This window comes from Sorangium sp. So ce887 (assembly GCF_051521455.1).
Taxonomy (GTDB): domain Bacteria; phylum Myxococcota_A; class Polyangia; order Polyangiales; family Polyangiaceae; genus Sorangium.
This window is the reverse complement of sequence record NZ_CP150354.1, coordinates 4,474,074-4,498,863: the sequence shown is the minus strand read 5'-3', so window position 1 is coordinate 4,498,863 and position 24,790 is coordinate 4,474,074. Positions and strand designations below refer to the sequence as shown.

General features: G+C 70.1%; 17 protein-coding genes. 8 read left to right on the top strand and 9 right to left on the bottom strand.

The window, feature by feature from the left end:
- Nucleotides 1-257 precede the first annotated feature (257 nt).
- The 3 genes from WMF36_RS16700 to WMF36_RS16690 all read left to right on the top strand — a co-directional run bounded on the left by WMF36_RS16700 (nucleotide 258) and on the right by WMF36_RS16690 (nucleotide 3,142).
- Nucleotides 258-1,472 carry an eCIS core domain-containing protein gene (locus tag WMF36_RS16700; RefSeq protein WP_437580598.1) on the top strand — a complete coding sequence of 405 codons (1,215 nt, stop codon included), beginning with the start codon at nucleotides 258-260 and terminating at the stop codon, nucleotides 1,470-1,472.
- Between the two features lie 17 nt (nucleotides 1,473-1,489).
- Nucleotides 1,490-2,689 (top strand): hypothetical protein, encoded by a 1,200-nt coding sequence (locus WMF36_RS16695; RefSeq protein ID WP_437580597.1) that lies wholly within the window; start codon nucleotides 1,490-1,492, stop codon nucleotides 2,687-2,689.
- Nucleotides 2,690-2,755: 66 nt separating this feature from the next.
- A complete protein-coding gene (locus WMF36_RS16690) occupies nucleotides 2,756-3,142 on the top strand; it encodes a DUF4280 domain-containing protein (RefSeq protein ID WP_437491805.1) in 387 nt (128 codons plus the stop codon).
- Between the two features lie 208 nt (nucleotides 3,143-3,350).
- Here WMF36_RS16690 and WMF36_RS16685 read toward each other — a convergent pair whose 3' ends face one another.
- Nucleotides 3,351-6,443: a DUF3427 domain-containing protein gene (locus tag WMF36_RS16685; protein WP_437580596.1), complete on the bottom strand. Its 3,093-nt coding sequence runs from the start codon at nucleotides 6,441-6,443 to the stop codon at nucleotides 3,351-3,353.
- Between the two features lie 353 nt (nucleotides 6,444-6,796).
- Here WMF36_RS16685 and WMF36_RS16680 point away from each other — a divergent pair, with 353 nt between their 5' ends.
- The 4 genes from WMF36_RS16680 to WMF36_RS16665 all read left to right on the top strand — a co-directional run bounded on the left by WMF36_RS16680 (nucleotide 6,797) and on the right by WMF36_RS16665 (nucleotide 10,185).
- Entirely contained in the window at nucleotides 6,797-7,594 is a 798-nt protein-coding gene (locus WMF36_RS16680) for an integrase (protein WP_437580595.1), read from the top strand.
- Nucleotides 7,595-7,805: 211 nt separating this feature from the next.
- Nucleotides 7,806-8,618 (top strand): integrase, encoded by an 813-nt coding sequence (locus WMF36_RS16675; protein ID WP_437580594.1) that lies wholly within the window; start codon nucleotides 7,806-7,808, stop codon nucleotides 8,616-8,618.
- A 95-nt stretch (nucleotides 8,619-8,713) separates the two neighbouring features.
- Entirely contained in the window at nucleotides 8,714-9,616 is a 903-nt protein-coding gene (locus WMF36_RS16670) for a helix-turn-helix transcriptional regulator (RefSeq protein WP_437580593.1), read from the top strand.
- Nucleotides 9,617-9,648: 32 nt separating this feature from the next.
- On the top strand, nucleotides 9,649-10,185 hold the full coding sequence (locus WMF36_RS16665) for an RNA polymerase sigma factor (RefSeq protein ID WP_437580592.1): 537 nt from the start codon (nucleotides 9,649-9,651) through the stop codon (nucleotides 10,183-10,185).
- 1,119 nt (nucleotides 10,186-11,304) lie between these two features.
- Here WMF36_RS16665 and WMF36_RS16660 read toward each other — a convergent pair.
- From WMF36_RS16660 to WMF36_RS16645, 4 genes are all read right to left on the bottom strand, one after another.
- A complete protein-coding gene (locus tag WMF36_RS16660) occupies nucleotides 11,305-12,174 on the bottom strand; it encodes a hypothetical protein (protein ID WP_437580591.1) in 870 nt (289 codons plus the stop codon).
- Nucleotides 12,175-12,200: 26 nt separating this feature from the next.
- Nucleotides 12,201-13,628 carry a serine/threonine protein kinase gene (locus tag WMF36_RS16655; RefSeq protein ID WP_437580590.1) on the bottom strand — a complete coding sequence of 476 codons (1,428 nt, stop codon included), beginning with the start codon at nucleotides 13,626-13,628 and terminating at the stop codon, nucleotides 12,201-12,203.
- Nucleotides 13,622-14,488: a hypothetical protein gene (locus WMF36_RS16650; RefSeq protein ID WP_437580589.1), complete on the bottom strand. Its 867-nt coding sequence runs from the start codon at nucleotides 14,486-14,488 to the stop codon at nucleotides 13,622-13,624. The genes WMF36_RS16655 and WMF36_RS16650 overlap by 7 nt, the downstream gene beginning before the upstream one ends.
- Before the next feature lie 425 nt (nucleotides 14,489-14,913).
- Nucleotides 14,914-16,338, bottom strand: a complete 1,425-nt coding sequence (locus WMF36_RS16645) for a hypothetical protein (protein ID WP_437580588.1) — start codon at nucleotides 16,336-16,338, stop codon at nucleotides 14,914-14,916.
- Nucleotides 16,339-16,738: 400 nt separating this feature from the next.
- Here WMF36_RS16645 and WMF36_RS16640 point away from each other — a divergent pair, with 400 nt between their 5' ends.
- Entirely contained in the window at nucleotides 16,739-18,013 is a 1,275-nt protein-coding gene (locus WMF36_RS16640; protein ID WP_437580587.1) for a Kelch repeat-containing protein, read from the top strand.
- Between the two features lie 80 nt (nucleotides 18,014-18,093).
- On the opposite strand, the gene WMF36_RS16635 is transcribed toward WMF36_RS16640, so the two are convergent.
- The 4 genes from WMF36_RS16635 to WMF36_RS16620 are packed head-to-tail and all read right to left on the bottom strand — an operon-like array spanning nucleotide 18,094 to nucleotide 24,766.
- Nucleotides 18,094-18,267 (bottom strand): hypothetical protein, encoded by a 174-nt coding sequence (locus WMF36_RS16635; RefSeq protein ID WP_437580586.1) that lies wholly within the window; start codon nucleotides 18,265-18,267, stop codon nucleotides 18,094-18,096.
- A 13-nt stretch (nucleotides 18,268-18,280) separates the two neighbouring features.
- Nucleotides 18,281-21,631: a DEAD/DEAH box helicase gene (locus WMF36_RS16630; protein WP_437580585.1), complete on the bottom strand. Its 3,351-nt coding sequence runs from the start codon at nucleotides 21,629-21,631 to the stop codon at nucleotides 18,281-18,283.
- Nucleotides 21,628-23,547, bottom strand: coding sequence for a phospholipase D family protein (locus WMF36_RS16625; protein ID WP_437580584.1), 1,920 nt, complete (start codon nucleotides 23,545-23,547; stop codon nucleotides 21,628-21,630). Before WMF36_RS16625 ends, WMF36_RS16630 begins: the two co-directional genes overlap by 4 nt.
- Nucleotides 23,531-24,766, bottom strand: a complete 1,236-nt coding sequence (locus WMF36_RS16620) for a DUF6361 family protein (protein ID WP_437580583.1) — start codon at nucleotides 24,764-24,766, stop codon at nucleotides 23,531-23,533. The genes WMF36_RS16625 and WMF36_RS16620 overlap by 17 nt, the downstream gene beginning before the upstream one ends.
- Nucleotides 24,767-24,790: the final 24 nt, after the last annotated feature.

Genomic DNA, 24,790 nt, shown 5'->3' with positions numbered 1-24,790 from the left:
TCGATACCGGTGGGTGGTGCCAGCGAGAAATCCGCCGAAACAGCTGATTTTGTGCGCACCACTCGTGCGGTTGCACGTAATGCCGTCCCGGGAAACATAAGCGGCGAAACGTGACCGCAAATCGACCCCCGGCAGGACCGCGATCCCAGCTGCAACACCCCAGGCCCTCGGTGGAGCGCCGTGCGCGCGGAGCCGGGTTCTTCGGCAAGCTTCTGGAGCCTCCGCGGGCAGGGGTGATACCCTGCTCGTCATCGGCCATGCGTCCCGCTGCGCCCCCCCGCGTCATCCAGGCCTTCTTCCCCGAGCGCCGCGTGCCTGCGGGCACCGCGGTCCAGCGCTTCGCCCGCACGGTGCTGCCGCCGCACCCGGCCACCGCCGCGCAGCCGCGCGCCGCCATGGACCCACGGCAGCGGCCCCCGCACCCCGCCACCGTCGCTCAGCCCCGCCCCGGGCTCAGCTTCGCGCCGAGGCCGCCGCACCCCGCCACCGTCGCCCAGCCGCGGGCGCCCTTCGGCGCGGCGCCCCGGGCCGCCGGGGCGGCGCAGCGCAAGGAGGCGGACGTCCACGCGTTCCAGCCGCCCACCGGCTTTCTGGAGGGGCCGGCGAAGGCCGGGCAGAAGCTCCCGCCCTCGGTGCAGCTCCGCATGGAACGCTATTTTGGAGCCGATTTCTCCGACGTGCGGGTCCACGTCGGCCCCGAGGCCTCCTCGATCGGGGCGCTCGCCTTCACGCTCGGCTCTGATCTCTACTTTGCGCCGGAGCATTACCAGCCGCACACGCACTATGGCCAGGAGCTCCTCGGCCACGAGCTCACGCACGTCGTGCAGCAGCGGGAGGGGCGGGTCGCCAACCCCTTCGGCGACGGCGTGGCGGTGGTGCAGGATTTCGAGCTGGAGGCCGAGGCGGACCGGCACGGGAAGGCGGCGGCGCAGGGGAAGATCGGGCCCGGGTCGTCGGGGCCGGCGCCCGGCGGGGCGGGAGGGACAGCGGGGGCGCAGGCGAAGAGCGGCGGGGCGCAGGCGAAGGGGGGTTATCGGCTGCTGGTGGGCGCCTACATGCACGACAGAGAGCTGCCCGAGCCGGTGGCGGGACACAGCTTCGTGGCGATCGAGGAGCCGAGCGGGGAGCGGCGGGCGTTCGGGTTCTCGCCGGCCCGGTATTCGAGCTACGATCCGCAGCGGGACCTGGGGCGGCTCAGGAGGGGCGTCGAGGGCGTGGTGCACGACGACAAAGGCGCCTTCGACAGGCCAGGGGTGAAGACGCGGGACTACGCGATCACCGGGGAGCAGGCGCGGGCGGCGATGGCGAAGATCGCGGAGTACGAGTCGGGGCGATACCGATACAGCCTGGACAAGCGCCAGTGCTCGACGTTCGCACTCGACGTGCTGCGCGCGGCGCGGGTGCCGGTCCCCGAGGGCGGGGCGGCGCCGGGGCCGAGGGTGATGTACGAGACGCTGGACGACGAGACCTGAAGACCGGAGGAGCCGAGATGGCGCGAGCCCAGACGAAGCCGCCGCACCCTGCCACCGTGGCGCAGAAGAAGGCGGCGCCCGCGAAGAGCTCGAGGCCGCCGCACCCGGCCACCGTGGCGCAGAAGAAGGCGGCGCCCGCGAAGAGCTCGAGGCCGCCGCACCCGGCCACCGTGGCGCAAAAGAAGGCGGCGCCCGCGAAGCCGGCGAGGCCGCCGCACCCGGCGACCGTCGTGCAGAAGAAGGCGGCGCCCGCGAAGCCGGCGAGGCCGCCGCACCCGGCGACCGTCGTGCAGAAGAAGGCGGCGCCCGCGAAGCCGGCGAGGCCGCCGCACCCGGTCACCGGCGGGGCGGCGGCCGTGGCCGCGCGACGACCGGTCGCCGGCGCCGTGCAGCGCGCCGAGCAATCCGGAGGTTCAACGTTCATCGCGGTCGATTCCCTGGCCGCGTACTGCAGATGGGCGAAGGAGAACGCCGCCGAGCTCCGAGGACAGGGCGGTAGGAGGCTGTGGAAGGAGTACGGCGAGAGGATCGAGGGCAAGGTGGGCATCGATCGGGCGCTCAACAAGGAGGTTGCGCTCCTCGAGAAGCTCTACCGCAATGGCAAGGGCAAGAGCTGGGATGAGGTGGCGAGCGTCGACGATCTGCTCGACAAGCTCGAGGGGCTGTACGGCGGCAACCGTCGCCTGAGCACCCTGATCATCACCGGACATGCGAACGAGAGCTCACACAACCTGGGCCAGGGCAACCTCGATGTTGCTGACGATCTCGGTTTCGGCCCGAACGACGCCGCCACCTACAAGGCGCTGCAGCTCCACAGGTCGGAGATAAAGATCAGTGGTCTCTCCCGGCAGCACTGGCCTGGCGTATTCGAGCGCCTGAAGCCGATCGCCTGCACCGAGGGGAAGCACAACAGGTTCTATGTCTTCCTCCTGGGATGCAACTCGGGCGGGCCTCCTCCCTCGCTACACGGCGGCAATTTCCTCCTGAACGCGCTCGCCGATGTCCTCTTCAACGACGTCTTCGAAAGCGGGATGGGCGTGGGCGTCTTCGGCGCATCGCTGGAGACCAAAGCCATCGACACGGACGCCATCCTCCGCAACATCGATAATATCAAGGACGCGGGCAAACCGTGGTTCAATCTGAAGAGGTGGGAGGCCATGGACGCCTATGAGGACGGCAAGCACGGCCTCTACGGCGTGTTTCGTGATCCCGTGTGATCCGGAGGGAGCCGGCCCGCTCGAAATCTGGCCTTTCATCGCCCCCCTCCCCTATCCTCCCCCGCCATGGCCGTTCAAGTCTGCGCGGGAGCCACCACGATGTGCAGCTTCGGCATGGCCCCCGCCACGCTGATGGCCCTCCCCGTCCACCAGGCCATGGCCACCCTGCCCGCCGCCAACATCTCGGACTGCGCCCCGGTGCTCAACGTCCTCCCCTTCGGCGCCTGCTCCTCCCTGGCGAACCCCACCGTCGCCGCGGCGACCGCCGCCGCCCTCGGCGTCCTCACCCCCATGCCCTGCGTCCCCGTCCCCGCCGGCACCTGGATCCCGGGGAGCACCAAGGTGCTCCTCAAGGGCATGCCCGCCCTCGACAGCGCCGCCAAGCTGATGTGCGCCTGGGGCGGTGTCATCCAGATCCTGAACCCCGGCCAGACCAAGGTCATCGACGGCTGAGCGCGCCGCCGGGGCCAGCTTTCGTCACAGCGGCCGAAATTGCGCAAATTTGCGCCAACACCCGCTCAGAAGCGCCAGCTTTTGTGCCAGATGGCCAGAACCACGCACAATCAATGAGGCAAGACGCGAGGTGGTCCCATCGCCCGGAATCTCGGACGAGCGACACGGCCTCTTCGAACCGCTGGCTCGCGAGCGGGCGAGGCTCACATCACGCCACCGCCGCCGCGAAGGACGCAAAGAGGTCCCCCGGCAGCGCATGGTGCAGCCTCCACGTGATCGCCATCGGCAACTCGGACGCGTGCCGCACATAGCTCGCCGGGCCCAGGAACCAGAACGCCCGGTCATCGCTGCGCAGCCGCGCGAACAGCATCACCGCCGTGCCGAGCGCCTCGTGCTGCTGATAGCGCCGCCCCGTCTCGCTCTCGGCGCGGGTGCTCGACTGGCTCTCCCAGTGGATCAGCTGCCGGCTGATGGCATGGTCGCGGTAGCGCGTCGTCGGCGAGAACTGCCCGCTCGTCTTGTCGAGCGTGAACGCGAGCAGGTCGGCCCCGGGGTCCTTCGCCCAGTACACGCCGGTCTGCCACGGCGCGACCTTCGCGCCGCCCCCGACCCCGAACGCCGCCAGGATCTCGATGCGCGAGTAGCGCGCGTGCACCTCCAGCGGCACATCCGGGTGGGTCGCGAGCGCCCGGTGAACATGGTCGACGCGGTCCGCGAGCAGGTCCATCACCTCGACGAGCTCCGCGCGCACCTGGGGGTGCGCCCAGACGAGAGCGCACGCCTGCGCAAGGGAGGTCGCTTTGCCGATCGCGCGATCGGCCACGGTGGCGACGAGCATGCGCAGGAGCCGGCGCTCGCGGAGGCTCATCGCCCCCGGATCCGGACATGCCTCGGACGCGAGCAGCCGGCGATACGCCTCGATCCGCACGAAGTCGTCGACGTGCAGCAGCCGCCCGCACGCGCGCCGCAGCGCCTCCTCGTGCGGCCCCGCGCCCAGCAACGGAAGCCCCGCATCGGCCCGGAGGTCTGACCACGACCGCTGTCCGGCAACCACGTCTTCGATCTCCAGCCCGGTCTCCTCCAGGAACCGCGCGAGGCTCACGTCGCCACCGCGGGCGAGCCGTCGCAGCTCCTCGATCTTGGCCGTCCACCCCGACGGCACGGCTTGCCGGATGTTCACGAGCACGAGCTCCGACGCCTTCGGGTCGAGCTCCATGTGGCAGCCGGCCGGCAGAAACGGGAACCCGCCCTCGATCTGCTGAACGAGCTCCTTTCGGCTCCCGCCGAGCACGGCTCCGAAGCGGCGATCGAAGCGGAATTCGCGGCGATGGTGCCCCACGAAGTCGAGCACCGTGCAGACGGTCTTGCCGGCGCTGCGCCGCAGGCCGCGCCCGAGCTGCTGCAAGAAGAGCGTGGGGCTATCGGTCGGGCGCAGGAGGATCAGCGTATCGACCGCAGGGACGTCGATGCCCTCGTTGAACAGGTCCACGGAGAAGACAACGTTGACGCCCCGCGCGCCGAGCTCCGCGAGCGCCGCGCGCCGCTCGCCATCGGGGCTGTCCCCCCACACGGCCGTCGCCGCGATGCCGGCCTCGCGGAAGACACGCGCCATGAACCGCGCGTGCTCGATGCTGACGCAGAACCCGAGCGCCCGCATCTTCCGCGGATCGTCGACGTGCGCGGCGAGCTGGGCCACCACCTGCCGGGCCCAGACGTCGTTGGCCGTGAGCAACCTCGAGAGGCCATCGACGTCGTAACCGCGCCCGCGGCGCCAGGGCAGCTCGCGCAGATCCAGCCCGTCGTGGATGCCGTAGTACACGAAGGGGACGAGCCGGTGCTGGTCTATCGCGTCCCAGAGCCGCAGCTCTGCGGCGATCCGATCATTGAACCAGCCGAGCAGCGGGAGACCATCGCTCCTCTCGGGGGTGGCCGTGAGGCCGAGGAGCTCGGCTGGCTGCACGTGCTCCAGCAAGGCGCGGTACGATCGTGCAGCGGCGTGGTGGAACTCGTCGATGATCACCACGTCGAAATGGCGCGGATCGAGATCGTCGAGCCCTGCAGCGGAGAGGCTCTGAATCGAAGCAAACACGTGCTCGAAGCGTCGCGGGCGACGGCCGCCGACCCACAGCTCGCCGAACGCGTGAGCGCGCAGGCCATGACGGAAGGTCGCGAGGCTCTGCTCCAGGATCTCCTCGCGGTGCGCGACGAAGAGCAGGCGCGCGCGGGGCAGCGCCTCCCGGAGCCGGGCGTAGTCGACGGCCGCCATGACGGTCTTTCCCGTTCCGGTCGCCGATACGAGCAAGTTGCGGTGATGCCCGCGCTCGCGGGAGAGCGCAATCTGCTCGAGCAGGCGCTCCTGGAACGGCTCGGGGCGGAGCTCGATCGGACTGAGCATCACCGAGGACGCTCCGCTCGATGCCTGTCCGACGCGCACGAGGAACTCCTCGCGGTCGTACGGCACGAAGTCGCCGCTGTGCCAGTAGCTCTCGAACACTGCGGCGACCTTGGCGACGACATCCGGGTTGCGGGCGCCGGACACGCGCACATTCCACTCAAGTCCGTTCGTCTGCGCGGTGTGCGTCAGGTTGGAGGAGCCGATATAGGCGGTCGAAAAGCCCGACGCTCGATGAAAGAGCCAGGCCTTCGCGTGCAGGCGCGTCGTGCCCGTGTCGTACGAGACGCCTACGCTCGCGCCGATCCTGCAGAGCGCGTCGAGCGCCGACGCCTCCGTCGAGCCCGTGTACGTGGTCGTCAGCACGCGCACCTCGCGGCCCGCCTGACAATGCGCGCGGAGCGCCTCGAGCAGCGGGGCGATGCCGCTCCGGCGGACGAACGCCATGACGACGTCGATGCGGTCCGCCGAGCGCACCTCCGTCAGGAGCTGGTGACCCACCCTGGGCTCGCCAGGCGCGTTGGTGAGCAGCGTCGTGTCGAGGAGCGGGATGAGCGGCTCGGCGATCGTCCCCGGCTTGCCGTCCGGCTGGCGGCCCACGATGGCCCGGAGCACCATTCCCGGCTCGACCGGCGCATCCGGCTGGACCTCCGCGCCGGCGATCACCTCGTCGATCTGCGCGACGAGCCGCCGCGCCAGACCCACGCCCACGCTCACCCGCTCTTGGTCGGGAACACCGGCGATGGCGCGCTGCACGATGCGACCCAGATGCAGCGCGATGCGGTCGGCGGCCTCTGCCGCGCGGAGCGCCCCGGTGCGGGCTTCCAGGCTGGCGTCGAGCTCGCGAAGGCCCGAGGCCAGCGCCTCCGTGATCAGGATCTCGTAGAGACCGCGCCGGCTCGCCGTCATGGACGAGCGAGTCTACGACAGATCAGGGCGCGCCCAAGAGGCATCACGAGCCAGGCCCTCGATAAACGCCTCCCCTCAATCCTGGCAACCGCAGGCGCCTCCATGATGCGAGCAGCAGCCACGGTACGAGGGGCGGCCGCACAGGCAGCTCGTGCAGGGCCATCAGCTCGTGAATGGCGAGGCGCTCCTCGACTGCCAGCGTCCTGTCGTGATTTGTCATATCTGCCCTTTCCGCTGGCCCGTGCCGAACCGGTTCGTGCTATGCGCAGCGCCCGAGTACCTCCGCCGGTCCGCCGCCGCAAGTCGCCGCAGCGCCCGCGGGTGCTCAGGTCCGTCTCCTCCGATCGCCAACCATGAACCGCAACGACGCCGCGAAGAGGAGCGCCGCGCTCCAAGGCCTGCTGGACGCTGCCGAGCTGCCCGACAACACGCGCCGGGTCTACGCAGCGCAGTGGCGCCAGTTCGCGGCCTGGTGCGCCGCGCGGTGCTCGCTCGCGCTCCCTGCCAGGCCGCGCCTCGTGGTGCTCTATCTCGCGTCGCTCGCGCGGGAGGGGCTGGCACCCTCCACGCTCAAGACAGCCCGACAGGCGATCACCAAGGCGCACGAGCTCTCCGGTCATGCTCCGCCGACGAGCGCCCCCATCGTCGATGCGTGGCGACGGCGCCTCGTGGCCGGGGCCGCTCACGCTGAACAGCAGACGGCCCCGCTGACGGCCGAGCACGTTCGCCGGATGGTCGCGTCGATGGATGAGGACCTCGTGGATCTGCGCGATCGCGCGCTCCTGCTCGTGGGCTATGCCGCCAGGCTCCGGCGCGCGGACCTGGTTCGCCTGGATGTCGCCCACGCGCTCGTTGCCGGCGACGGGCTCGAGATCCTCATGCCAGCGCGGCGGATCATCGTGCCGCCCGGCCGTCACCCCATCACCTGTCCACGGCGCGCCGTGCAGTCATGGCGCGATGCTGCCGCGCTCCCGGCGCGCGGACCGCTGTTCGTGGCGATCAACCGCTGGGGCCAGCTCGGCGGCCGCCTGTCGGATCGCGCGGTCGGCTTGATCGTGCAGCTCAGGGCCCGCGACGCCGGCCTCTCGATGAAGGGCATCAGCGCCGACTCACTCCACGTGGGCTCGCCGGACGAGCGACGCCTCCTCTGACCCGCCGGCTCCGCTCGGCCGTGAGCCTCGACGCGCATGCCAGCCAGCTCGACGCCGGGGGTCCACTTCCGTCAGCGATGACTTCCGATACCTCTTGCATGACTTCCGATATCGATCCATTCTCCGCCCACAAACGCAGGCGGCGTCCAGGATCCCGAGCGTGGCTCTGGGATGGATGGGTGGGCCATGCGCCGAGGACCACGTCCGCCTCATGCGATCGTCGACCCTGAACAGCAACGAAGTCGTGAGGAGATGCGCCGAGCTTCTGCGCCTGTTCGACGACGCTGAGCTGCCCGAGAACACGCGCCGGCTCTACGGGGCGCAGTGGCGTCAGTTCGTGGCCTGGTGCGCCGCGCGCCGCTCTCTCCCCCTCCCTGCCCGGCCGCGCCTGGTCGTCCTCTATCTCGCGTCGCTCGCGCAGGAGCGTCTGGCGCCGTCGACGATCAAGGCCGCTGGCCAGGCGATTGCCAAGGCGCACGAGCTCTCCGGCCAGGCTCCGCCGACGAGCTCCCCCATCGTCATCGCGTGGCGCCGTCGCCTCGTCGCTGGCGGCGCTCACGAGCAACGGCAAGCGGTCCCGCTGACGGCCGAGCAGATCCGCCAGATCAGCGCCTCGATGGACGACGACCTCGTGGATCTGCGCGATCGCGCGCTCCTGCTCGTGGGTTACGCCGCCAGGCTCCGGCGCGCGGACCTCGTCCGCCTGAACGTCGCCGACGTGCGCTTTGCTGCGGACGAGCTCGAGCTCGTCGTGCCGGCGCGGCGGATCCTCCTGCCGCGTGGCTGCCACCCCATCACCTGTCCCGTGCGCGCCGTGCGCGCATGGCTCGACGCTGCTGCGCTGCCTGCACATGGCCCGCTGTTCGTCGGGATCAACCGCTGGGATCAGCTCGGCGACCGCCTGTCGGATCGCGCCGTCGGTCTGATCGTGCAGGCCAGAGCCCGCGAGGCGGGCTTGATGATCAAGGGCATCAGCGCCGATTCGCTCCACGTGGGCCCGCCCGACGAGCGACGGCTTCTCTGACATCACGGCGCTCGCGCCGTGCCTGGTTCTGACAGCGACAGGCGCCCCTGCTGGGCTGCCCGGCGGTCCGTGCTCTGTCCTCTGGAGATCACATCATGGAACGGTTACTTCATGCGATGGCTCCGCTGTCGCCGGTCGGGCTGGCGATCATCGCCTGTGTTGCCTTCGGCCTGGCGCTCGCGGCGCGGGAGGCGCTCGGGGTGGAGCGCGGCCTGCGCGCAGCCGCCGAACGGGCGCGCGATGCGGCCATCAAGACCCTGACGACCCACAAGGACTGGGAGCTTCACGAGATCGATCGATATCGCCGCCTCCTCGGCTGTCACATCGACGCCATCGTCGCGGAGGCGACGGAGTTTCGTGAGCGGCTGGTCCCATCCCCTGGCGGGATCCTGGAGAGCCTGTGCTCGTGGAACGCCGACTGGAAGCGGGACCTCGCCCGATCCGCTGGATTGAGATCCGAGGAGGTGGAGAGGCTCCTGAAGAACGAGCTCCCGATCACGCCGGGCCTCGCGCGGAGCCTGGAGCGCTTCACCGGCGCGCCCGCGCGGTACTGGGAGTACCTGTGGCGCCTGCACGACGAGTACCGGGCGGAGACGGACGAGACGTTGCTGCTCCTGGTCGACCAGGCGACGCGGGCGCGGAGGCATCCGGCGCGCGTGCCGGCTCCGGGCTTCGCCCCGGCGCCCGTGGTCGTGGGGCGCCAGCCCGCCCCCTCTGCACCCGCCGAGATCCCTGCGCCGGCTGCCGCGCATCCGGAGCTCGTCCTGTCGAGCCAGCGTGGCGCCCTGCCTCCGCCGCCAAGGCCGCGTTCCCCACGGTTGACCGCCTCCAGACCCGAGCCCAGGCCGGCGCGCGCAGCGCTCGACGCCGGACGCGCGGACCGTCCGCTACAGCGCCGGGAAACGCTTCCCGAGATCGGCGACGCCTGGGACGACCTCGACCGCACCCCGCTCAACGCCACGCTGCCCGGTGTGGGCGGGCAGCGGCCGCCGCGATGACGGCGGACTGCTGACCCTTGAGGAGAGGACCGATGCATCGGCCGCCAACCGAAGACACGCGCTCTGCTGCGGCAGCGAGCCTGTTCCGCCCGAAGGTGTTCCGCGACGTGCTGCGCTGGCTGGAGCGCCTCGGCGTTCCAGCCAGCGATCGGGACGATGTGGCGGGCGACGTCTGGCTCTGCGTCTGGCGCAGCTGGCCCGCGTACGACCCCGGGCACGCGAGGCCCGAACGATGGCTGAACAGGATCATGCTGCACGTCTGCTCGCACTACCATGAGCGGGCGTCGCGGCGGAGAGAGGTGCTCCTGGACGAGCCGCTGGACGCTCCGGATCCGGCGCCTGACGCGCTGAGCCTCCTTGTCGCGGAGGAGACCCGGCTCGGCGTGCTCGACGCGATCGACAGGCTCGATCCCCACGAACGCGAGGTGCTCGTCGGGCACGACATCGAGGAGATGTCCATGGGTGATCTGGTCGAGCAGATCGAGGTCCCCATGTCCACCGCGTACAGGCGGCGCACGTGTGCGCTCGCCGCGCTGCGTGCCCTGGTCGAGCCTTGGGATGAGGAATGAGGGGCGCACGCGAGGTCGGCGGCGGAGGGCGTCCGGTCCGGGCCGCCCGTACGCCGAGAACAGAACGAGAGACGCTTGCCGAGCGTATCTAGTGTTCGCAGCACAGCGCGCGTGTAATCCCCCGCTCAAGCGCGCCGCCCTCGAATTCGGAGGCAGAAGGGGCGCACGTACCCGGCTCCGTCTGGGTGAATACAGACCGCATCGCCGCGAGCGGTCCGGTGGTCCCCCTGCTGCACATCGGGGGATCTTTATCCGAAATATAATAGTTATCCAGCTCGTCCAGGCAATATTTGTCTTGATATAATATTGTATTCGCCGCGCACTTCCCGCCACTCGGTGCACCACATTTGCAAGGGGTACATGTGCGGGTATCGATGACTGTCGTGAGCTCGTGCCGAACACCGTACCCACGCCAGCAGCTTCCGTCTTCCTGCGGAGGATAGCAGGGGACCGCTGATGTGGGACCGGAACCTTGGGGGCTCGCCGCGCACACCGTGGCGAACGCCAGAGCGCGACGCGACGGCTCCGGCGCTCGCGACACGGGTGCGCAAGAAGCCAGCGTTGGCGGATCGAACGTCACCGCGGCGAAGGCGTCGCTCTCTATGGGCGGAGTGCGCGCCGTACAGGAACCATCCCACGACGCGCCAGCATTGAATGTGCCGGCGGCGCCGTCGCCGGGGCAGACGGATGCATGTACCGTCACCTTGGACGGCAGGACGCACTCGGCCGGGCCACACTCGCACGGCTCGCATTTGTCCTGCTCAACCTCTTCAATCGGTATATCCTCGATCAATGACTCCCATAGGAGCTGATTACTTTGTATACAGTCGTGCCTATCCTGATAACCCGTCAGGTAGACGAAGACTTTATCTCGGAGGTCCGGAGGAGGCAGCTCGTCGGGATACGGCGAAGAGCAGCCGAGCAGTGCAAGCGTTACCAGCGTGTAGAGCACGAAAAATCGCATCGCAAGCACCCCCCTTTCACCGACCACCAGGGCTCTCCGCGAGATTTGGACAGTCATACGGCTCGTCGTCCTCCGATATGCGCCGGTTTATCCGCGACGAGTGACTCGTGCGTTGGCAGGAGCGCCCTCCGCGCGCGCAGCTTCCCAGGCGAGCGCTACGTTTCGCAGCAGAACACGCGCCTCTCGCCTCGCTCCACCGTGCCAATCACTTTGGAGGCGACCGGCGTTGGCGTGCAGGAGCCCGGCTCCTCGCGGGTGAGCACTGCGCGCACTGCCGCCAGCGGCAGGGGCGCAGGAACATCGTGACACGGGTTGTCTCCTTGATCGATGAACGCACCCAGGTCGATCTGGGTATTGCACGTGGCGTCTCCATACAGCATGACGTCGGCCATACAGCGGCCCCCTGTCGGAGCGCCGCAGGCACATGGGGTACACGCGCGGTTGTCGCTGAGTCGCATCGTGAACTCCAAGCGATTTGTGAAGCCAGGCCGGCACAGCCCATCGGCCTCCGGTGTGATGCACAAGGCGAAGCGCTCCCAGGAAATGTGCGACGATCCCAGCGGGCAGGCCCTTGCAAAGTCTCCCGAGATGGGCGGCGGCTCGAGCGGTGGCGAAGGCGCGCACTGGGGAGCCAGCGCCGGCGGCTCGAAGAGGACGGACGCGAAGCGTTCGCTCGAGACAGCGGGATCGATGGCAACACATGTTCCATGCCAGCCCTCCTCAGCAGCGATCGTGAGCGGCTCTCCTTCGCCGTCGCAGCGGATCGCGGCGTACGTCGTCAGGCTCGACGGCGCGACGCATGCGGCGGGGCCACAGGTGCAGGGGCCGCATTCGTCCGAAGCGGCTTCGTAGGCCCAGCCCTCCCAGTAGTCCAGGCGATCTCCAGGACACGACGGCGCCTCCGCGTGACGTCCCACCCAGAGCAACACCGGGTCATCATCCATGCGGGGCCCGTAGAGCTCGAGCTCATCCCCACAGGCGACGAGCGCCAGAGCGCCGAGCATGAGCCAAGCTGCCGGGTGCATCGTGAACCCCTCCTGCTCCCTGCGGCTCAGTAGTTGTCGTGCCCGCATAGATAGCCCGCGTAGATACCGTCACAGTGCTCGGCCTGCGGCGACGGCCGCCGCTTTGCGGCTTCCCGCGCGACCGCCGCCTGGCCGTTCGCCAGGGACCGAGGCGCGACGGGCGACGCGGCGGCTTGTGCTTCCTGGAGGGCGCCGGCGGGCGTGAGAGGACACGGCGCGCCGGATCGAAGGGCCGCGGGCTGGACGACCTGCGCCAGGCGCGCAACGGCCTCGGGAGGGCGCTGCCGCCGGGGCATCGCGCTCCCGGCCCCGAGCGCCGCTCCCAGCACGAGCACCGCGCCGAGCCAGCGCACCGCGACACGCGTTCCCGTGTCCTCGCTCGATCGCACCGGGAGAGGCAGCTCCGATATGCGTGGCGGGCTCGGCGCCAGTTTCGCCAGGTCGCGCGCCTGGCGCGACGGGAGATCGAGGGAAGGCACCTCGATCGGGGCTGTGTCGTCCTCGAGCACGCCGTCGAGGCTCGGGGTCCCCACGGGCACCGGTGCAGCCATCGGCGCCTCCTCGTCGCGCGCGAATGGCTCCCACGCCTCCTCGGCAGCCACCGGGCGCCCCGCAGGCGATCCGGTCGCAGCAGCGTCGTCGAGGCCCGCGGGCGCTCGCCCCAGCTCCGCCCACTCGTCGGCGATGGCCGCCAGCACCGTGAGCATCTGTTCCACGCTGGGATACCGGTCCCTCGGCTCCTTCGCGAGGGCCTTCTTCATCACACAGCGAAGCACCGGAGGAACCGTGATGGGGAACCTGGGCTCCCAGGTCTTCTCCGACAGGGTCCGATGCTCCTCGTCGGCGTAGAGCTCGCGCTGGCACAGGAGCTCGTACATGACGGTGCCGAATCCGTAGACGTCCGTGCGCTTGCCCAGCCGGCCACCAAAGATGAGCTCCGGCGCCGCGTGGCACGGCTCCCGGAGCGCCTCCTCCTCGGCGAGCTGAAACAGGCGCACGAAGCCGAAGTGGGTGAAGGCGTACCCGTTCTCGGCGGCGATGAGCACCCGCTCCGGGCTCAAGGCGCCATGGATCGCGCCGAGCTCGTGCGCGCGCACAAGGCTCTGCCCGAGCTCGATGAGCATCCTCACGGCGGTGAGCCCGAGATCTGCCGCGCGCGTGGCGTCCCTGAGCCGGATCGCGTCCTTGAGGAACGGCGTTGCTGCCCAGGCGACGGTCCCGCTGACCCCGCCGTAAAGCACGCGCGCGACCTGCGGCACCTCGTCGGCGAGGCGCTGCAAGCGCTCGATCTCCGCGGCAAACACGTCCCGCTCGATCCGTGCGCCTTCCCGCACGTGCAGCCAGACGAGCTCCCTTGTGTCTCCGAGCTGCCTCGCGAGGAAGGTGCGCACCATGCCCCGAGCCAGCTCGTTCACGAGCTCGTGCCCCTCCCAGATCTCGCCCTTGGCTACCATGCGATCGTCACCTCTGCACCGGCGGCGCGAGCCCGGATCTCGGCGTCATGCGGCAATACGACGTAGATGAGCGTTGCGGCGCCCGCCACCGCGCCGGCGATGAGCACCCCCGATCCGAATCCGTGCAGCAGGTTCGCTCGCGTGCTGGCGGCTGTTGCCTCGTCGTAAACCTGACGGAACTCGGGGCTGCTCGGGAGCAGTTGCTCGTCGCCTACCTGGGCGACCCGCGCGACAGCCTCGTTGTCCGAGGCGTTGGCCCCCAGGTGGAGCCCGATGCCCGTGACGAGCAGAGCCGCCGAGACAGCGGCGCCCGTGCCAACGATCCACGGCTTCGGCCCGGATCGCGCCGGGGACTGCGCGATCCGCACCGGCGCTGCTGTGACACGCGCAGATGGACGAGCTTGCGGCGCCGCGGCCCCTGGCGGGCTCTCGAAGGAGAGGGATATGCTTCGCGACTCGCCGGCAGCGACCTTCACCAGCGTGCGAGCGACCTGCCCGTGCCGCCCCGTGACGGTCACCTCGTGCTGGCCCGGCGCGACGTAGATCGGGCTGCCGGCCTTCACCTCCTTGTCGTTCAGGAGGAGCCGCGCCGCGTCCGGGGGCGCGAGCAGGTGAATCTCCGCCACGCGCTGGCGTACCGCGGCGAGATCGGCTCGCCTCACCTCGTAACGGCGGCGCTCGACGGCGTTGGTGGGCGCAGGCATCTCCTCGACGCACCTCGATAGCTCCGCCGCGGCTTCCTCCAGACGCCCGAGGCGGAGATCCAGCTGGCCGAGCTGACAGAGCGCCATCGTCAGGCGCTTGAGCGCGTAGACCTGCGCCCAGAGGTCGCGAGCGCGGTTGACATCGAGCCGCTTCACGGCCGCATCCGCTTCACGGATGAGCGCATCCACCTCTCGGGACCGCGGCGCAGGATCCGCGGCGAGCGCGCTGGAGCACAGCGCGAAGGCGGCTGCCAGAGCCCCTTGTGATGAACAGATCAGTCGTCTACAAGCACGCATGGTTCGCCTCGCGGCACCGAGGTGGACCCGACGCCGCGCGGACTCGTTCTGCGCGGCGTCGCTCTTATACCAGCATCAGTTTTCAGAAGATCCAGAAGAACAGCTCGTGGAGCAGAAACCGGCCGCGATTCGCTTTACGCGAACCCTTCTCAAATTCTCACAAGAAGAAAAAACAAGCGCTGCATGGGGTGTTCAATGCAGCCCGCGCAGCCCGCAGGCCGAGCGCTCTGAACACATGGACAGCGGCGCGTGGCCTCCAGACGTCGAGACGGACGGCCTGCTTTCTACGGTTGCTCGTCGGGGATCCGGAGCTCGTTCCACGCCCACTGCGCGGCATCGTCAGGCGCCACGCGGATCGCCTGGATATCATCCCGTCCGATCGGGAGGACGTTGCCCTCCTCGTCCCTGGTCAAGACGACCTCAGGCCAGCTGAGATCGATAACGCGCACGCGCCGCGCACGCGACCACGGATCGGCCCAGCCCGGCGCTGCCCCGATCACCAGGTCGACGGCCGCGCACTTCTCGCGGGCGCTCTTCAGCTGCTGGTTGAGGCTCACGTCGCCGGGCAGGGCCCAGTCGGCGGCCAGCGCTTCGTCGAGGGGGCCATAGCGAAGCCGAACGGCGCCGTGGAGGACACCGTACTGGTAGAAGGCGTGGAGCGCCTTGACATCGCTCTCGATCCGGCGCGCAAGCCGCTGGTGGTCGCCTTGCGACAGGTAGCGCGCCACCCGCTCGGGCTCGCCGAGAGGACGGCTGATGCGGGTGGTTCCGGCGATGACGAGCTCCGGCGTGATCTGGAGCGTACGGCCCGTGCGGTCCAGGCGCCTGGACTCCTGCGGAGGCCCGAGGTCCACGACCTGGCAGCGGTCCGCGTCGAACCCCAGCGCGTTCAGCGCGTCGCGGATGTGGAGCCCTGCGATCACGTCGAATCCCGCGAGCAGCCCGGCGAGCTCGGCGGCGTCGCGGCCGATGAAGGTCTGGATCGATCGCGGGCCGACGTCGAGAAGCGCCACGGCCTGCGGATGCGCGGCGGAAGGGACCACGCGAAGGACGGCGCGACGGGACGCGCGCGCGATCTCGGCGTAGCGCTGCGCCTCCGCGTCGAGCTTCGCGCGACGGACCGCCCTGTGCTGCTCCGGTGCGGTGCGCTGCGCCTCCGGCTCCGAGCGCTGCGCCTCTCGCGACGAGCGCTGCGCTCGCTGGACGAGCACCGGCTGTGACAGCTCGCGGATGGCCCGCCGCATCGCGCCGAGGCCGGGCGCGGCGGGGTTCAGCGTGAGCCGTCCGCCGTCACCGGGGATGAAGAGGTCGCTCTTCCCCGGCCCGTTGCGGGGGCCGAGCTTCTCCCGGTGCCTCGTGAGCCCGGCGAGGAAGGCCTCGATCTCCTCCGCCTTCATCGGCGTCTGCCGCGCATCCAGCACGGCCGCGGCCTGTCGGATCCACGGCAAGCGCGTCACGGCCTGATCGCGGAAAGCCGCCTCGATCTCGTCGAGGGACAGGGGGACGTCGTCACCGGGCAGGGGAAGCGTGGACGCTGGGGGCTGCGGCTCCTCGCGCTCGTCGAGGGGATCGGGCACCCGCAGCAAGGTGCGCAGCAGGCGGAGATCGACGACCTTGGGGCGCCGGTCGTCCCGCTGGGTACCGCGCGCCGTGCGCGCCACGGGACGGAGCTGACGATCCTTCGAGATCCGGGGATTCGGCTTCGCCATGAGCGCGCACCGTACCGCAACGTCCGTCTCAATTCAGCACTGCCGACGGGCTCAGGGCATCCGGTGTCGGATGGGAGTCGGTCAGTTGAGAAAACGGGATCTGGAATGAGAAAATTCAGAGGCCAACCGGAATGGCCGAAGCGAATGACGCGGTGCAATTCCGGTGAACCGCCGAAATTTTCCACGCCGAATCTGGCACGGCCTCCACAATCGGATCCTGGCACGGACAGGAGAAGCGCAGTGTGCGTCTGTGTTGCGGGTGACCGCCCACGGATCGGGCCCTCCTGGGGGGAACTCGCGCTCACCGACACGATCCTCTAGTATGATCCACTGTTGCGCTCGTGGCGCGTCCCCGCAGGGGACGGCTCCGCCCTCCCCCAACACCCGACGAGGTCTTACCATGTCTCCCACCGGTCGCTGCCATCGTGGTCTGATCGCCTTCCTTTCCCTCGCCGCGCTCGCGGCCGCCGGCTGCGGTCCTGCATCGGAGCCTGCGGCGCTCGCGGACGGTGCGCTCGAGGAGGCGGCGCTCCAGGCGAACGCGGCGCCGTCGGCCGACCACCACGCGAAGAAGCAAAAGCAGAAGCAGAAGAAGTGCCGCGGCCATATCGGTGTCCACGCGGAGTGGTCCTCTGTGGCGCCGCTGCCCCGGGCGCGAGAGCGGCACATCGCCCTGCTCATGCCGGACGGCCAGGTGATGGTCGCCGGCGGCAGTGGCGACTACCCCTACCCCACGACGGTCGACTTCTACAATCCCGCCGCCGGTGCGTGGACGACCGGCGGCACCCTGCCCTACCCGCTGGCCCCCGTGGGCGCGGCGCCCCTGCCGGACGGCCGGGTGCTCTTCAGCCCGGGCGGGCTTGTCTACGATCCGAGCACGGGCGCGACGACGAGCGTCCCCCTCACGCCCGGCGAGGCGGCCCGTGGCTGGGAGTTTGCCCAGACGGCGCTGACTCCCCTGCCGAACGGGCTGGTGCTGCGCACGGGCGGCAGCGACGACAACAGTGTTCTGAAGGAGGCCGTGCTCTACGATCCTGCCACGAATACATGGTCCACCGCAGGGTCGATGTCGGTGACTCGCCACCTGCATACGGCGACGCTGCTCCAGGATGGGCGCGTGCTCGTCGCCGGCGGGTACACGTTGAACGGCAACGAGATGCCCGAAGGTCGCACCGGCGTCGAGATCTACGATCCGGCCACCGGCGCCTGGACGGCGGCGGCGCCGACGAACCTGCCTCGCATGCAGCACACGGCCACGCTGCTGCCCAGCGGGCGGGTGCTGGTGGTCGGCGGCGGCGGTGCGATCTACGGCGGCACCGAGGAGGAGATCGTGGTCCTCGTCGATGCGGGCGAGACCGCCGAGATCTACGATCCCGCGAGCGACACGTGGACACTGACCCCGCCGCCGAATTTCCGCCACAGCTGGGCCTCCGCCGTGGCGCCCATGTCCCACGGCCGCGTGATGGCCATCGGCGATGAGGGCGCCGAGATCTACAAGGAGGCAAACAACACCTGGACCGTGATCGACGACCCGATCCCGAGGGCCTTCCACACGGCGACGACGCTGCAAGACGGCTCGGTCCTCATCACGGGCGGGTATGACGCGACGTACTTCTCCAATCCGCCGGCGATCGCGAGCGTGGAGCGCTACGGGGGCTGCAAGAAGAAGCGGTGACGCGTCCAGGAGCGCCGCGCGCAGCGCGGGTGATCGGGCGGGATGCTCTCCACGGGAACCGGCGCCGACCCGACGGGCAACTACGATCGGGAGGGATGCCCATCGGTCAACGTCCACGCGCTCCAGTGGGCATAGCGCCCCGAGGCGTGCACGCGCCTCCACCGGCGATCGGCCAGCGCCTGCGCCAACACCTCGCGGAGCCAGGCGTGGGTGACCGCGAGCACGCTGCCGCGCTGGGCCGCGAGCTCGATCAACTTGAGCTCAGACTCACGCGCCGCCGTCCGGGCTCAGGTCAATGCGCAGCTCCGCCATCAGCTCATCCAGCTCCGACCGGGGTACCCGCTCGATCAGGTAGGCGACAAGGTCCTCCTGTCGCGGCTGGCCAAAGACCATACGATAGACGGCGAGGGAGCTGCGCAGTCGCTGGATGCGCTCTCGATCCTGGCTGAGCGGCAGCGCAGGGACATGCCGCTCGATGCGCGCCGCGCCCTCGAGGAAGATCCAGTACGGTACGATGTGGGTCGTGTCCGCAGAGCGCCGCTCCAGGGCGCGGGCGAACATCGCCTCCCAGCGATCGCGGTCGCCGTCGTGGAGCGCCGCATCCCCGTGCGCCTCGGCGATGTTCTTGCGCACCGCGTGGCCCTTGTAGCGATGAACGCGGCCCTCACGCTGCTCGAAGTCGACCGGGTTCGACGGCACGTTCCAGTGCACGACGGCGTGACAGTACGTATGAAAGTCGAGCCCTTCCTGGCCGACAGAGGTCGTCGACAGTACAAATGGCCAGAACGGCGAGTTGAACGCTTTGCGCACGTGGTCAGCGCGCGTCACAAGGGACCCGTCCTCCGACCGCTCATCTCCATACCGGAGAGCGAAATGCGTCCGCAAGTTGCGGCTCACGCGCTTCACCGTGCGGCCGGCCTCGCTGCGCGCGAGGTCGTCGATGGCGACCCGTGACGTCCGGAGCTCGATCGCTTCCACGATCTCGTCCGCGACCTCGTGGACGCGCTCGCCGATCGTCCCGGCGAGCAGGCCCAGGTGATCGCGGAGCACGTGCACGTACTCGTCGAGCACCGCCTGGAGACAGCCGTTGACGCAGTAGTCGAGGACCTGCCGCCAGTACGGCGTCGCTTCATCATCGCCCCGCCGCATGCCGCGCAGGAGCGCCACCACCTCGGGCTGGTTGAACCGCGCGCGGAACGCCCACGCGGTGGTCCCCGCGCCGTTGCGTAGGGCCGTCCGCGCCGCCTCGTCGAGGGCGGATTCCCCGCCCACGACATGGAGCATCGCCCGGAACATGGTCACCGCAGGCCCGCCGATGGCGAGGTGCGCCAGGACATCGACAAGGTCGTCGGGCATCCGCCCGAGCGCTTTCTGCCCTTCCGCCGACGTCGCCACGGCCGCGCCGCCGAGCGCGACAGCCCGCGCCTCCTCGACATGCTCCGCCCAGCGGCCCCGCCCGGCGCGCTCCTCGCCCTCGACGGGCGCGTCGGCGTCCGCCGCGCCGGACCATGCCGCAGCGAGGTCTTCTTGCTGGAACCAGGCCACCGTCGTCGCCTGCCTGAGCTTGCGGTCGAGCAGCAACGGGGCGGCCCAGTACCAGCGCTCGTCCGCAGGGCCGTCCGCCCGGGTGCGGGGCAGGTGCCTCTCCACGGCGAACTGGATCTGCTCCTTCGCCAGCTGAAGGATGTCTGTCGCGGGGATCGCGCCCAGGCTGCACGGCGCGCCGCCGCACGACCGGTCCCGCGCGAGCTCGACCGCAAGCTTCGCGGGATCGCACGCTTCCGCGAGGTAGAGGCTCGGGTAGAGCAACGCGAGCACGGCCATGCCGGTCAGGCGGCCATCGGCCTCGGCGAAGCGCAGCGACCCGCGCCGCCCCGCCCGGTACTCCGTCGTGTACTCCGCGGCCGTATCCTCGCTGAACACCCGTCGCTCGACCTCGTAGCTCAGCATCGCCGCGATCGCCCGGGGGACGACCCGCCACGACGAGAAGACGAGCCGCTTCGTCAGCCGCGCCACGCCCGCGTCCGCGAACGGCCCGCCGAGCGCGTAGTAGGGCATCGCGGGCGGGATCCAGAGCAGGCGGTGCGCGCCGGTACCGAGGAAGTCGTCCACCAGCGCCCGCATCCGTGGGTTGCCTGGCTCGACTTCCTTGTAACCGTGGACCCTGTCCCAGGGCAGCGTGGCCGTCGGAGAGAGCGACAAGGCGCGGGCGACAGGCATCCTCTGGTCGCCCGCATCGAGCGCCTTGCGCAGCTCGGTCTTGAGCTTGTAGCCCTCGTCCAGGAAGCTGAGGACATAAGGCGCGCTCTTCCAGTACTCGATGGCGTCCTGCTGCCCGACCACCCGCGACACGGCCTGCACGGCGAGGTAGTCGAGCACATCGCTCGAACGAAGCTCCAGCGGCGCTCCGGGCACCTCGACGAGCATCCCGTTCCGGTCCGGCGTCGAGGCGAGCCGCTCGGTCCGGACCATCACCCGACGGAGCCGCTCCCTGAGCCGCCCGGTCGCCGCGCGGAGGCGCTCGGGCCCCTCGGTCTGCGTCAGCCCGAGGACGGCGGACTGGTACGCTTCCATCTCGTCCTCGATCCGGCGGGCGTCGCCGGTCTTCCCCTCGAGAAAGCGAATGGTACGCACGAAGTCGCGGTAGTGGTCGTCCTCGCCCCCCTCCTCGCTCAGCGTGTACATCTTGTAGGGAGTCGCCGACAGGAGCAGCACCCGGACCTTCGGGTACTCGAACACGGCGCGCGCGAGCACGCTCGCCTCGTCGTCGTCGTCGTCGAGCAGATGGCTGAAGCGCTGGAACTCGTCGAGGATCACGATATCGGGCTCGAGCGCCTCGACGCAGCTCTCCGCCAGCACCGACCGGAGCGCGCCGACGAAGCGGCCGCGGGCGCGGCCGGTCTCCTGGTCAATCGTCCGGCTCGACGAGGAGAAGGCCTGGCACAGCGCGTCGAGCTGCGCGCGCAGATCGACCGCGCCGCCCGCCCTCTCCTGCGCCACGCGCCTGGAGAGCGCCTTCTCGAACGCGTCCTGGGCGGTGACGTCGATCAAGGAGGTGTCGAAGCCGTCGATCCGCTCGCGGAACCGGTCCGCGCCGACGTGACCACGAAACACGTTGATCATCGCCTTGCCGGCGCCGAGACCCCACGCCTTGCGGAGCATCCAGTAGAGCAGCACCCGCTCCTGCGCCTGGCCCAGCCCGTCGCGTACATCGAACGACGTCGCCGGCGTGAACGAGATGAAATTGACCCCGGTGCTCGTGCTCTTGAGCTTGCTCACCTCGAGCGGGAGCATGGTCAGGCGCGACGCCAGGGCCACGTGACCGTCTCCATCGAGCTTCAGCCGCTGGATGTTCTGCCTCGCGATGTCGCCGTTCGAGCAGATGTACAGCACGTCGATCCGCGGCACCGTCGCGCGCAGGTGATCGATCGCGCGCGCGATCACGCCGCGGGCGACGAGCGTCTTGCCGAGACCGACCTCGTCCGCCACGAGAAAGCGGCAACTCCCGCCCTCTTCGCCATAGAGCCGCTCGAACACCCAGTCGACCGTCCGCCGCTGGAAGTCCTTGAGCCCCGCCAGCACCGCGTCGGCGACGCGCACCTCCGTGCCTCCGCTCATGACCGGCCTCCTCTGGAGCGCTGCGCCTCCCAGGCGGCGCGAATCGGCTCCCAGATGCGCTCGAGATCGGGCGGCAGCACGGCCGCGCCCTCCGGCGTGGTCCGGAGCTCCCGCACCGCGCGCTCGAACTCGCGCAGCCGCTCCGGCTCGTGGTCGAGCGCCCGGAGAAGGGCCTCGAGCAGCGGCGTCCCCGAGCCCCCGCCGGACCAGCGGGCGGCAGCCCCTTCCGCGGTGCCCTCGGCGTCGAGCAGCTCCTCGATGCCCTCCACCGGATCGAGCGCGAGGAGCATCCGGAGAAAGCGCATCACCTTGGCTGGATCATCGAGCATCGCCAGGAGGATGCGCGCGTGCCGGTGCTCCGGCGCCCCGTCGAGCGGGACGTTGACAACGAAGACGATCTGCTCTGTCCGCGCGCCTTCCCGCACCACGACACAGAAGGCGAAGAAGCTCGTCAGGGCCTGAAACGAGCACCGGGAGAAGGTGGCCGACGCTCCGGCGCTGGACAGCGACAGGCCCGTCTCGTGATCCGGCGGGAGCGCGATCGGCCAGCAACGCACCTCGGTGCCCGGCCCGAGGTCGAGCCGCGCGCCCTCCGCGCGGAGGTGAACGCGGTAGCGCTCGGTGTCGTCACCCGGCGCGGCCTCGAGCTCGACCTTCGCCCGCCATGGAGCGCTCCCCAGCGCGAGGCGCAGGGCGCGTAGCCGACGGTCGAGCGCCGCGTCGACGGGGTCTTGTGGCACGGCGTCCGCGGACGGCGTGAACTTCACAAGGAGCGCCCGCAGGGCGGCCGACCCGCCGCCGTCGCCGAGCGCGGCGTCGATGCCCACCTTGCCCTTCTTGCCCGTGAGCTGGACGAGGAGCTCGACGTTCTCGTGGAACGCCGCTCGCGTCGCGTTGGCGGATCCCGTCCATACCTCCGCGTTCCGCCCCGCATCGGCGATATAGAGCTTGGCGTGAAGCCCGCGCGCGGCCGTATCCGCGGTGTTCGCCTCGCCGGCTTCAACGTCCCCGCCGGCGTCATCGTCCTCGCGCTCGCCCTCCGCGCCTTCGTTGAGGACGTGCACCTCGTCGAAGCGCGCGAACGCCGCGAGGGAGAAGCGGGCGAGCTCCTCGGTGCGCGAAACGAGCACGTGGCCGCTCCCGGTCGCGGTCAGTCGCCCGAGCGTCTCGGCCGCGAGGAATGGCGAGATCACCAGCATCCGATCGATCCGCGTGTCGAACGGCCACCGTGTCGTGTCGTCATGGCCGAGGGGCCAGAACTTGAGATCCTCGAACCCCTCCGGCTCCTCGAAGGCGACGCGGCGCACCTCGTCGGCGAGGAGCGCGGTGTCCGTGGCCACCCGCCCGGAGACGGGGCGCACCGCGAGACCAGGGAGCGCCGCAAGGAAGTCCCCGAGCGGATGGTTCCGGCTGATCGCGTTGGTGCGGTCCTTGAGCTCGCCCTCGAGCGAGAGCATCGTATCCCACGATCGATCGAAGGTGAGGTTACGCGAGTTGACCAGGACCCGATACCGCACGGGGCCGTCGGCCGAGGTGAAGCGCTGCACCCATACCTTGGGGTGAAACACCCCCTGCTCGCTTCGCGCGCGCACCTGGACGACGGACCCTTCCAGGTAGGCGAGGAGCTGGCGGTACTGCGCCGGGCGCGCGATACAGCCCGCCTGGCAGAACACCACGAGCTTCTCGGCATGGGCGCGCACGGCCTGGAGCAGCGCCGTCGCCCCCAGCGGCTCGGCCTCGCCGGCCGCTGGATCCCCGCGGCGTGCGATCCGGTCGAAGAGCGAGAAGGACAGCGGCGCGACAAGCAATGCGACAAGGTCGAGCGAGTAGGTCGTGGCGAGGGTCCGGTCGACGACGTAACCGTCCGGCGGCCGCAGCGCCTCGAGGAGCACCCGGCGATCACCCGGCTGAAGCATCGTCCCCTCCCCGGCCCAGGGCCGTGTACAGATCGGCGAGCAGCCGGCTCGCCGACGGCCACCTGTAACTGAGGCGGGCCGTGCCCGACTCACCGCCCCAGAGCTCCAGCGCGCGAAGGTTGGTGAGCCGCGCCCGGCCGCCCTTGAGCTGCTGCTCCCGCTGCCACACCAGCGCGCGCGCCGCCTTGTCGTCGGGCCCGCCGCCCGGCTTGTCCCAGGGCGCAAGCTTGAGCCAGCTCTCGACGAACGCCTCTGTCGACCCTGCCACGCGCGTGCGCTGGCGGACGAGACGCCAGAAGGCGGAGCGGTCCCAGGCCGCGATCGCCGCGCGCCGACCGCGCATCTCTTCGGACCAGTCGGCGAGCTCGCCCCGGAACCGCTCTACCGCCTCGCCGTTTGCGGTCGATTTCGCGCGCTCCTCGGCGAGCAGCACGTTGTAGAGCCACGCCGCGCCTTGCATCGTCTCCGCGAGCAGCCGCGCGTGCGCGAGCGCCTCCTGCACCTCGCCGGAGAGCTCCCCGAGCTGAGGGTGCATCCAGACAAAGTCGACCGCCGCCGGGCGGCCGTGGCGCGCCAGGAAGGCGAGCAGCGAGCGCGGCGCAGAGAGCTGGATTCGTTCGACGAGGTAGCGCGCCTCCTCGCGCCGCAAGGCGAAGCCGGCCTCGCCCGGGAAACCCTCGGGGGGATCCGGGATCGCGGCGTGCCAGTTGCGCCGCGCGCGCCCGTCGAGACTCTCGCCGTCGTCGTCGCGCCCGGCGCGGTCACGCGCGGCGTAGAAGCGGTCGAGCGAGCGATGATAGTCGTCCTGCGAGCCATCGAAGGCGCGGATGCCCCAGGCCTCGAGGCCGAGCCAGTACACGTTGCTCGGCAGCCGTTTCAGCGTCTCGCCGGCGAGGCCCCCGATCGTGCCGAGCGGGTCGTCGGACGCCTTCAGCACCTGGATGAGCCTCGTCTCCGCCCTGCGCGCCCTGGCCTCGATCTCGCTCGATGGCGTCTTGCGCGCCTCGAGCTCGCGGTAGATCCAGGGCACGAACAGGAAGTACCTCGCCCGCGTCTGGATGACGCTTGTACCCGGGAAGAACATGTCCGCGAAGGCGTCGCGGATGCCGCCGAGCCCGAGCTCGTCGCGCGTGTCGCTCTCCTTGAAGCGGTCGATCGCCTCGAGGACCCGCTGCCGCTCCCGATCCGAATGATCCAGCCAGGTGAACGTCGAGATCAACGCAAGCTCCTTTCCGCCAGGGCG

Coding starts and splice junctions, on each gene's coding strand:
- WMF36_RS16690 (WP_437491805.1), top strand. CDS start 2,756: ATGGCCGTTCAAGTCTGCGCGGGAGCCACCACGATGTGCAGCTTCGGC.
- WMF36_RS16665 (WP_437580592.1), top strand. CDS start 9,649: ATGCATCGGCCGCCAACCGAAGACACGCGCTCTGCTGCGGCAGCGAGC.
- WMF36_RS16655 (WP_437580590.1), bottom strand. CDS start 13,628: ATGGTAGCCAAGGGCGAGATCTGGGAGGGGCACGAGCTCGTGAACGAG.
- WMF36_RS16625 (WP_437580584.1), bottom strand. CDS start 23,547: ATGCTTCAGCCGGGTGATCGCCGGGTGCTCCTCGAGGCGCTGCGGCCG.
- WMF36_RS16695 (WP_437580597.1), top strand. CDS start 1,490: ATGGCGCGAGCCCAGACGAAGCCGCCGCACCCTGCCACCGTGGCGCAG.
- WMF36_RS16640 (WP_437580587.1), top strand. CDS start 16,739: ATGTCTCCCACCGGTCGCTGCCATCGTGGTCTGATCGCCTTCCTTTCC.
- WMF36_RS16660 (WP_437580591.1), bottom strand. CDS start 12,174: ATGCACCCGGCAGCTTGGCTCATGCTCGGCGCTCTGGCGCTCGTCGCC.
- WMF36_RS16675 (WP_437580594.1), top strand. CDS start 7,806: ATGCGATCGTCGACCCTGAACAGCAACGAAGTCGTGAGGAGATGCGCC.
- WMF36_RS16630 (WP_437580585.1), bottom strand. CDS start 21,631: ATGAGCGGAGGCACGGAGGTGCGCGTCGCCGACGCGGTGCTGGCGGGG.
- WMF36_RS16670 (WP_437580593.1), top strand. CDS start 8,714: ATGGAACGGTTACTTCATGCGATGGCTCCGCTGTCGCCGGTCGGGCTG.
- WMF36_RS16645 (WP_437580588.1), bottom strand. CDS start 16,338: ATGGCGAAGCCGAATCCCCGGATCTCGAAGGATCGTCAGCTCCGTCCC.
- WMF36_RS16685 (WP_437580596.1), bottom strand. CDS start 6,443: ATGACGGCGAGCCGGCGCGGTCTCTACGAGATCCTGATCACGGAGGCG.
- WMF36_RS16700 (WP_437580598.1), top strand. CDS start 258: ATGCGTCCCGCTGCGCCCCCCCGCGTCATCCAGGCCTTCTTCCCCGAG.
- WMF36_RS16680 (WP_437580595.1), top strand. CDS start 6,797: ATGAACCGCAACGACGCCGCGAAGAGGAGCGCCGCGCTCCAAGGCCTG.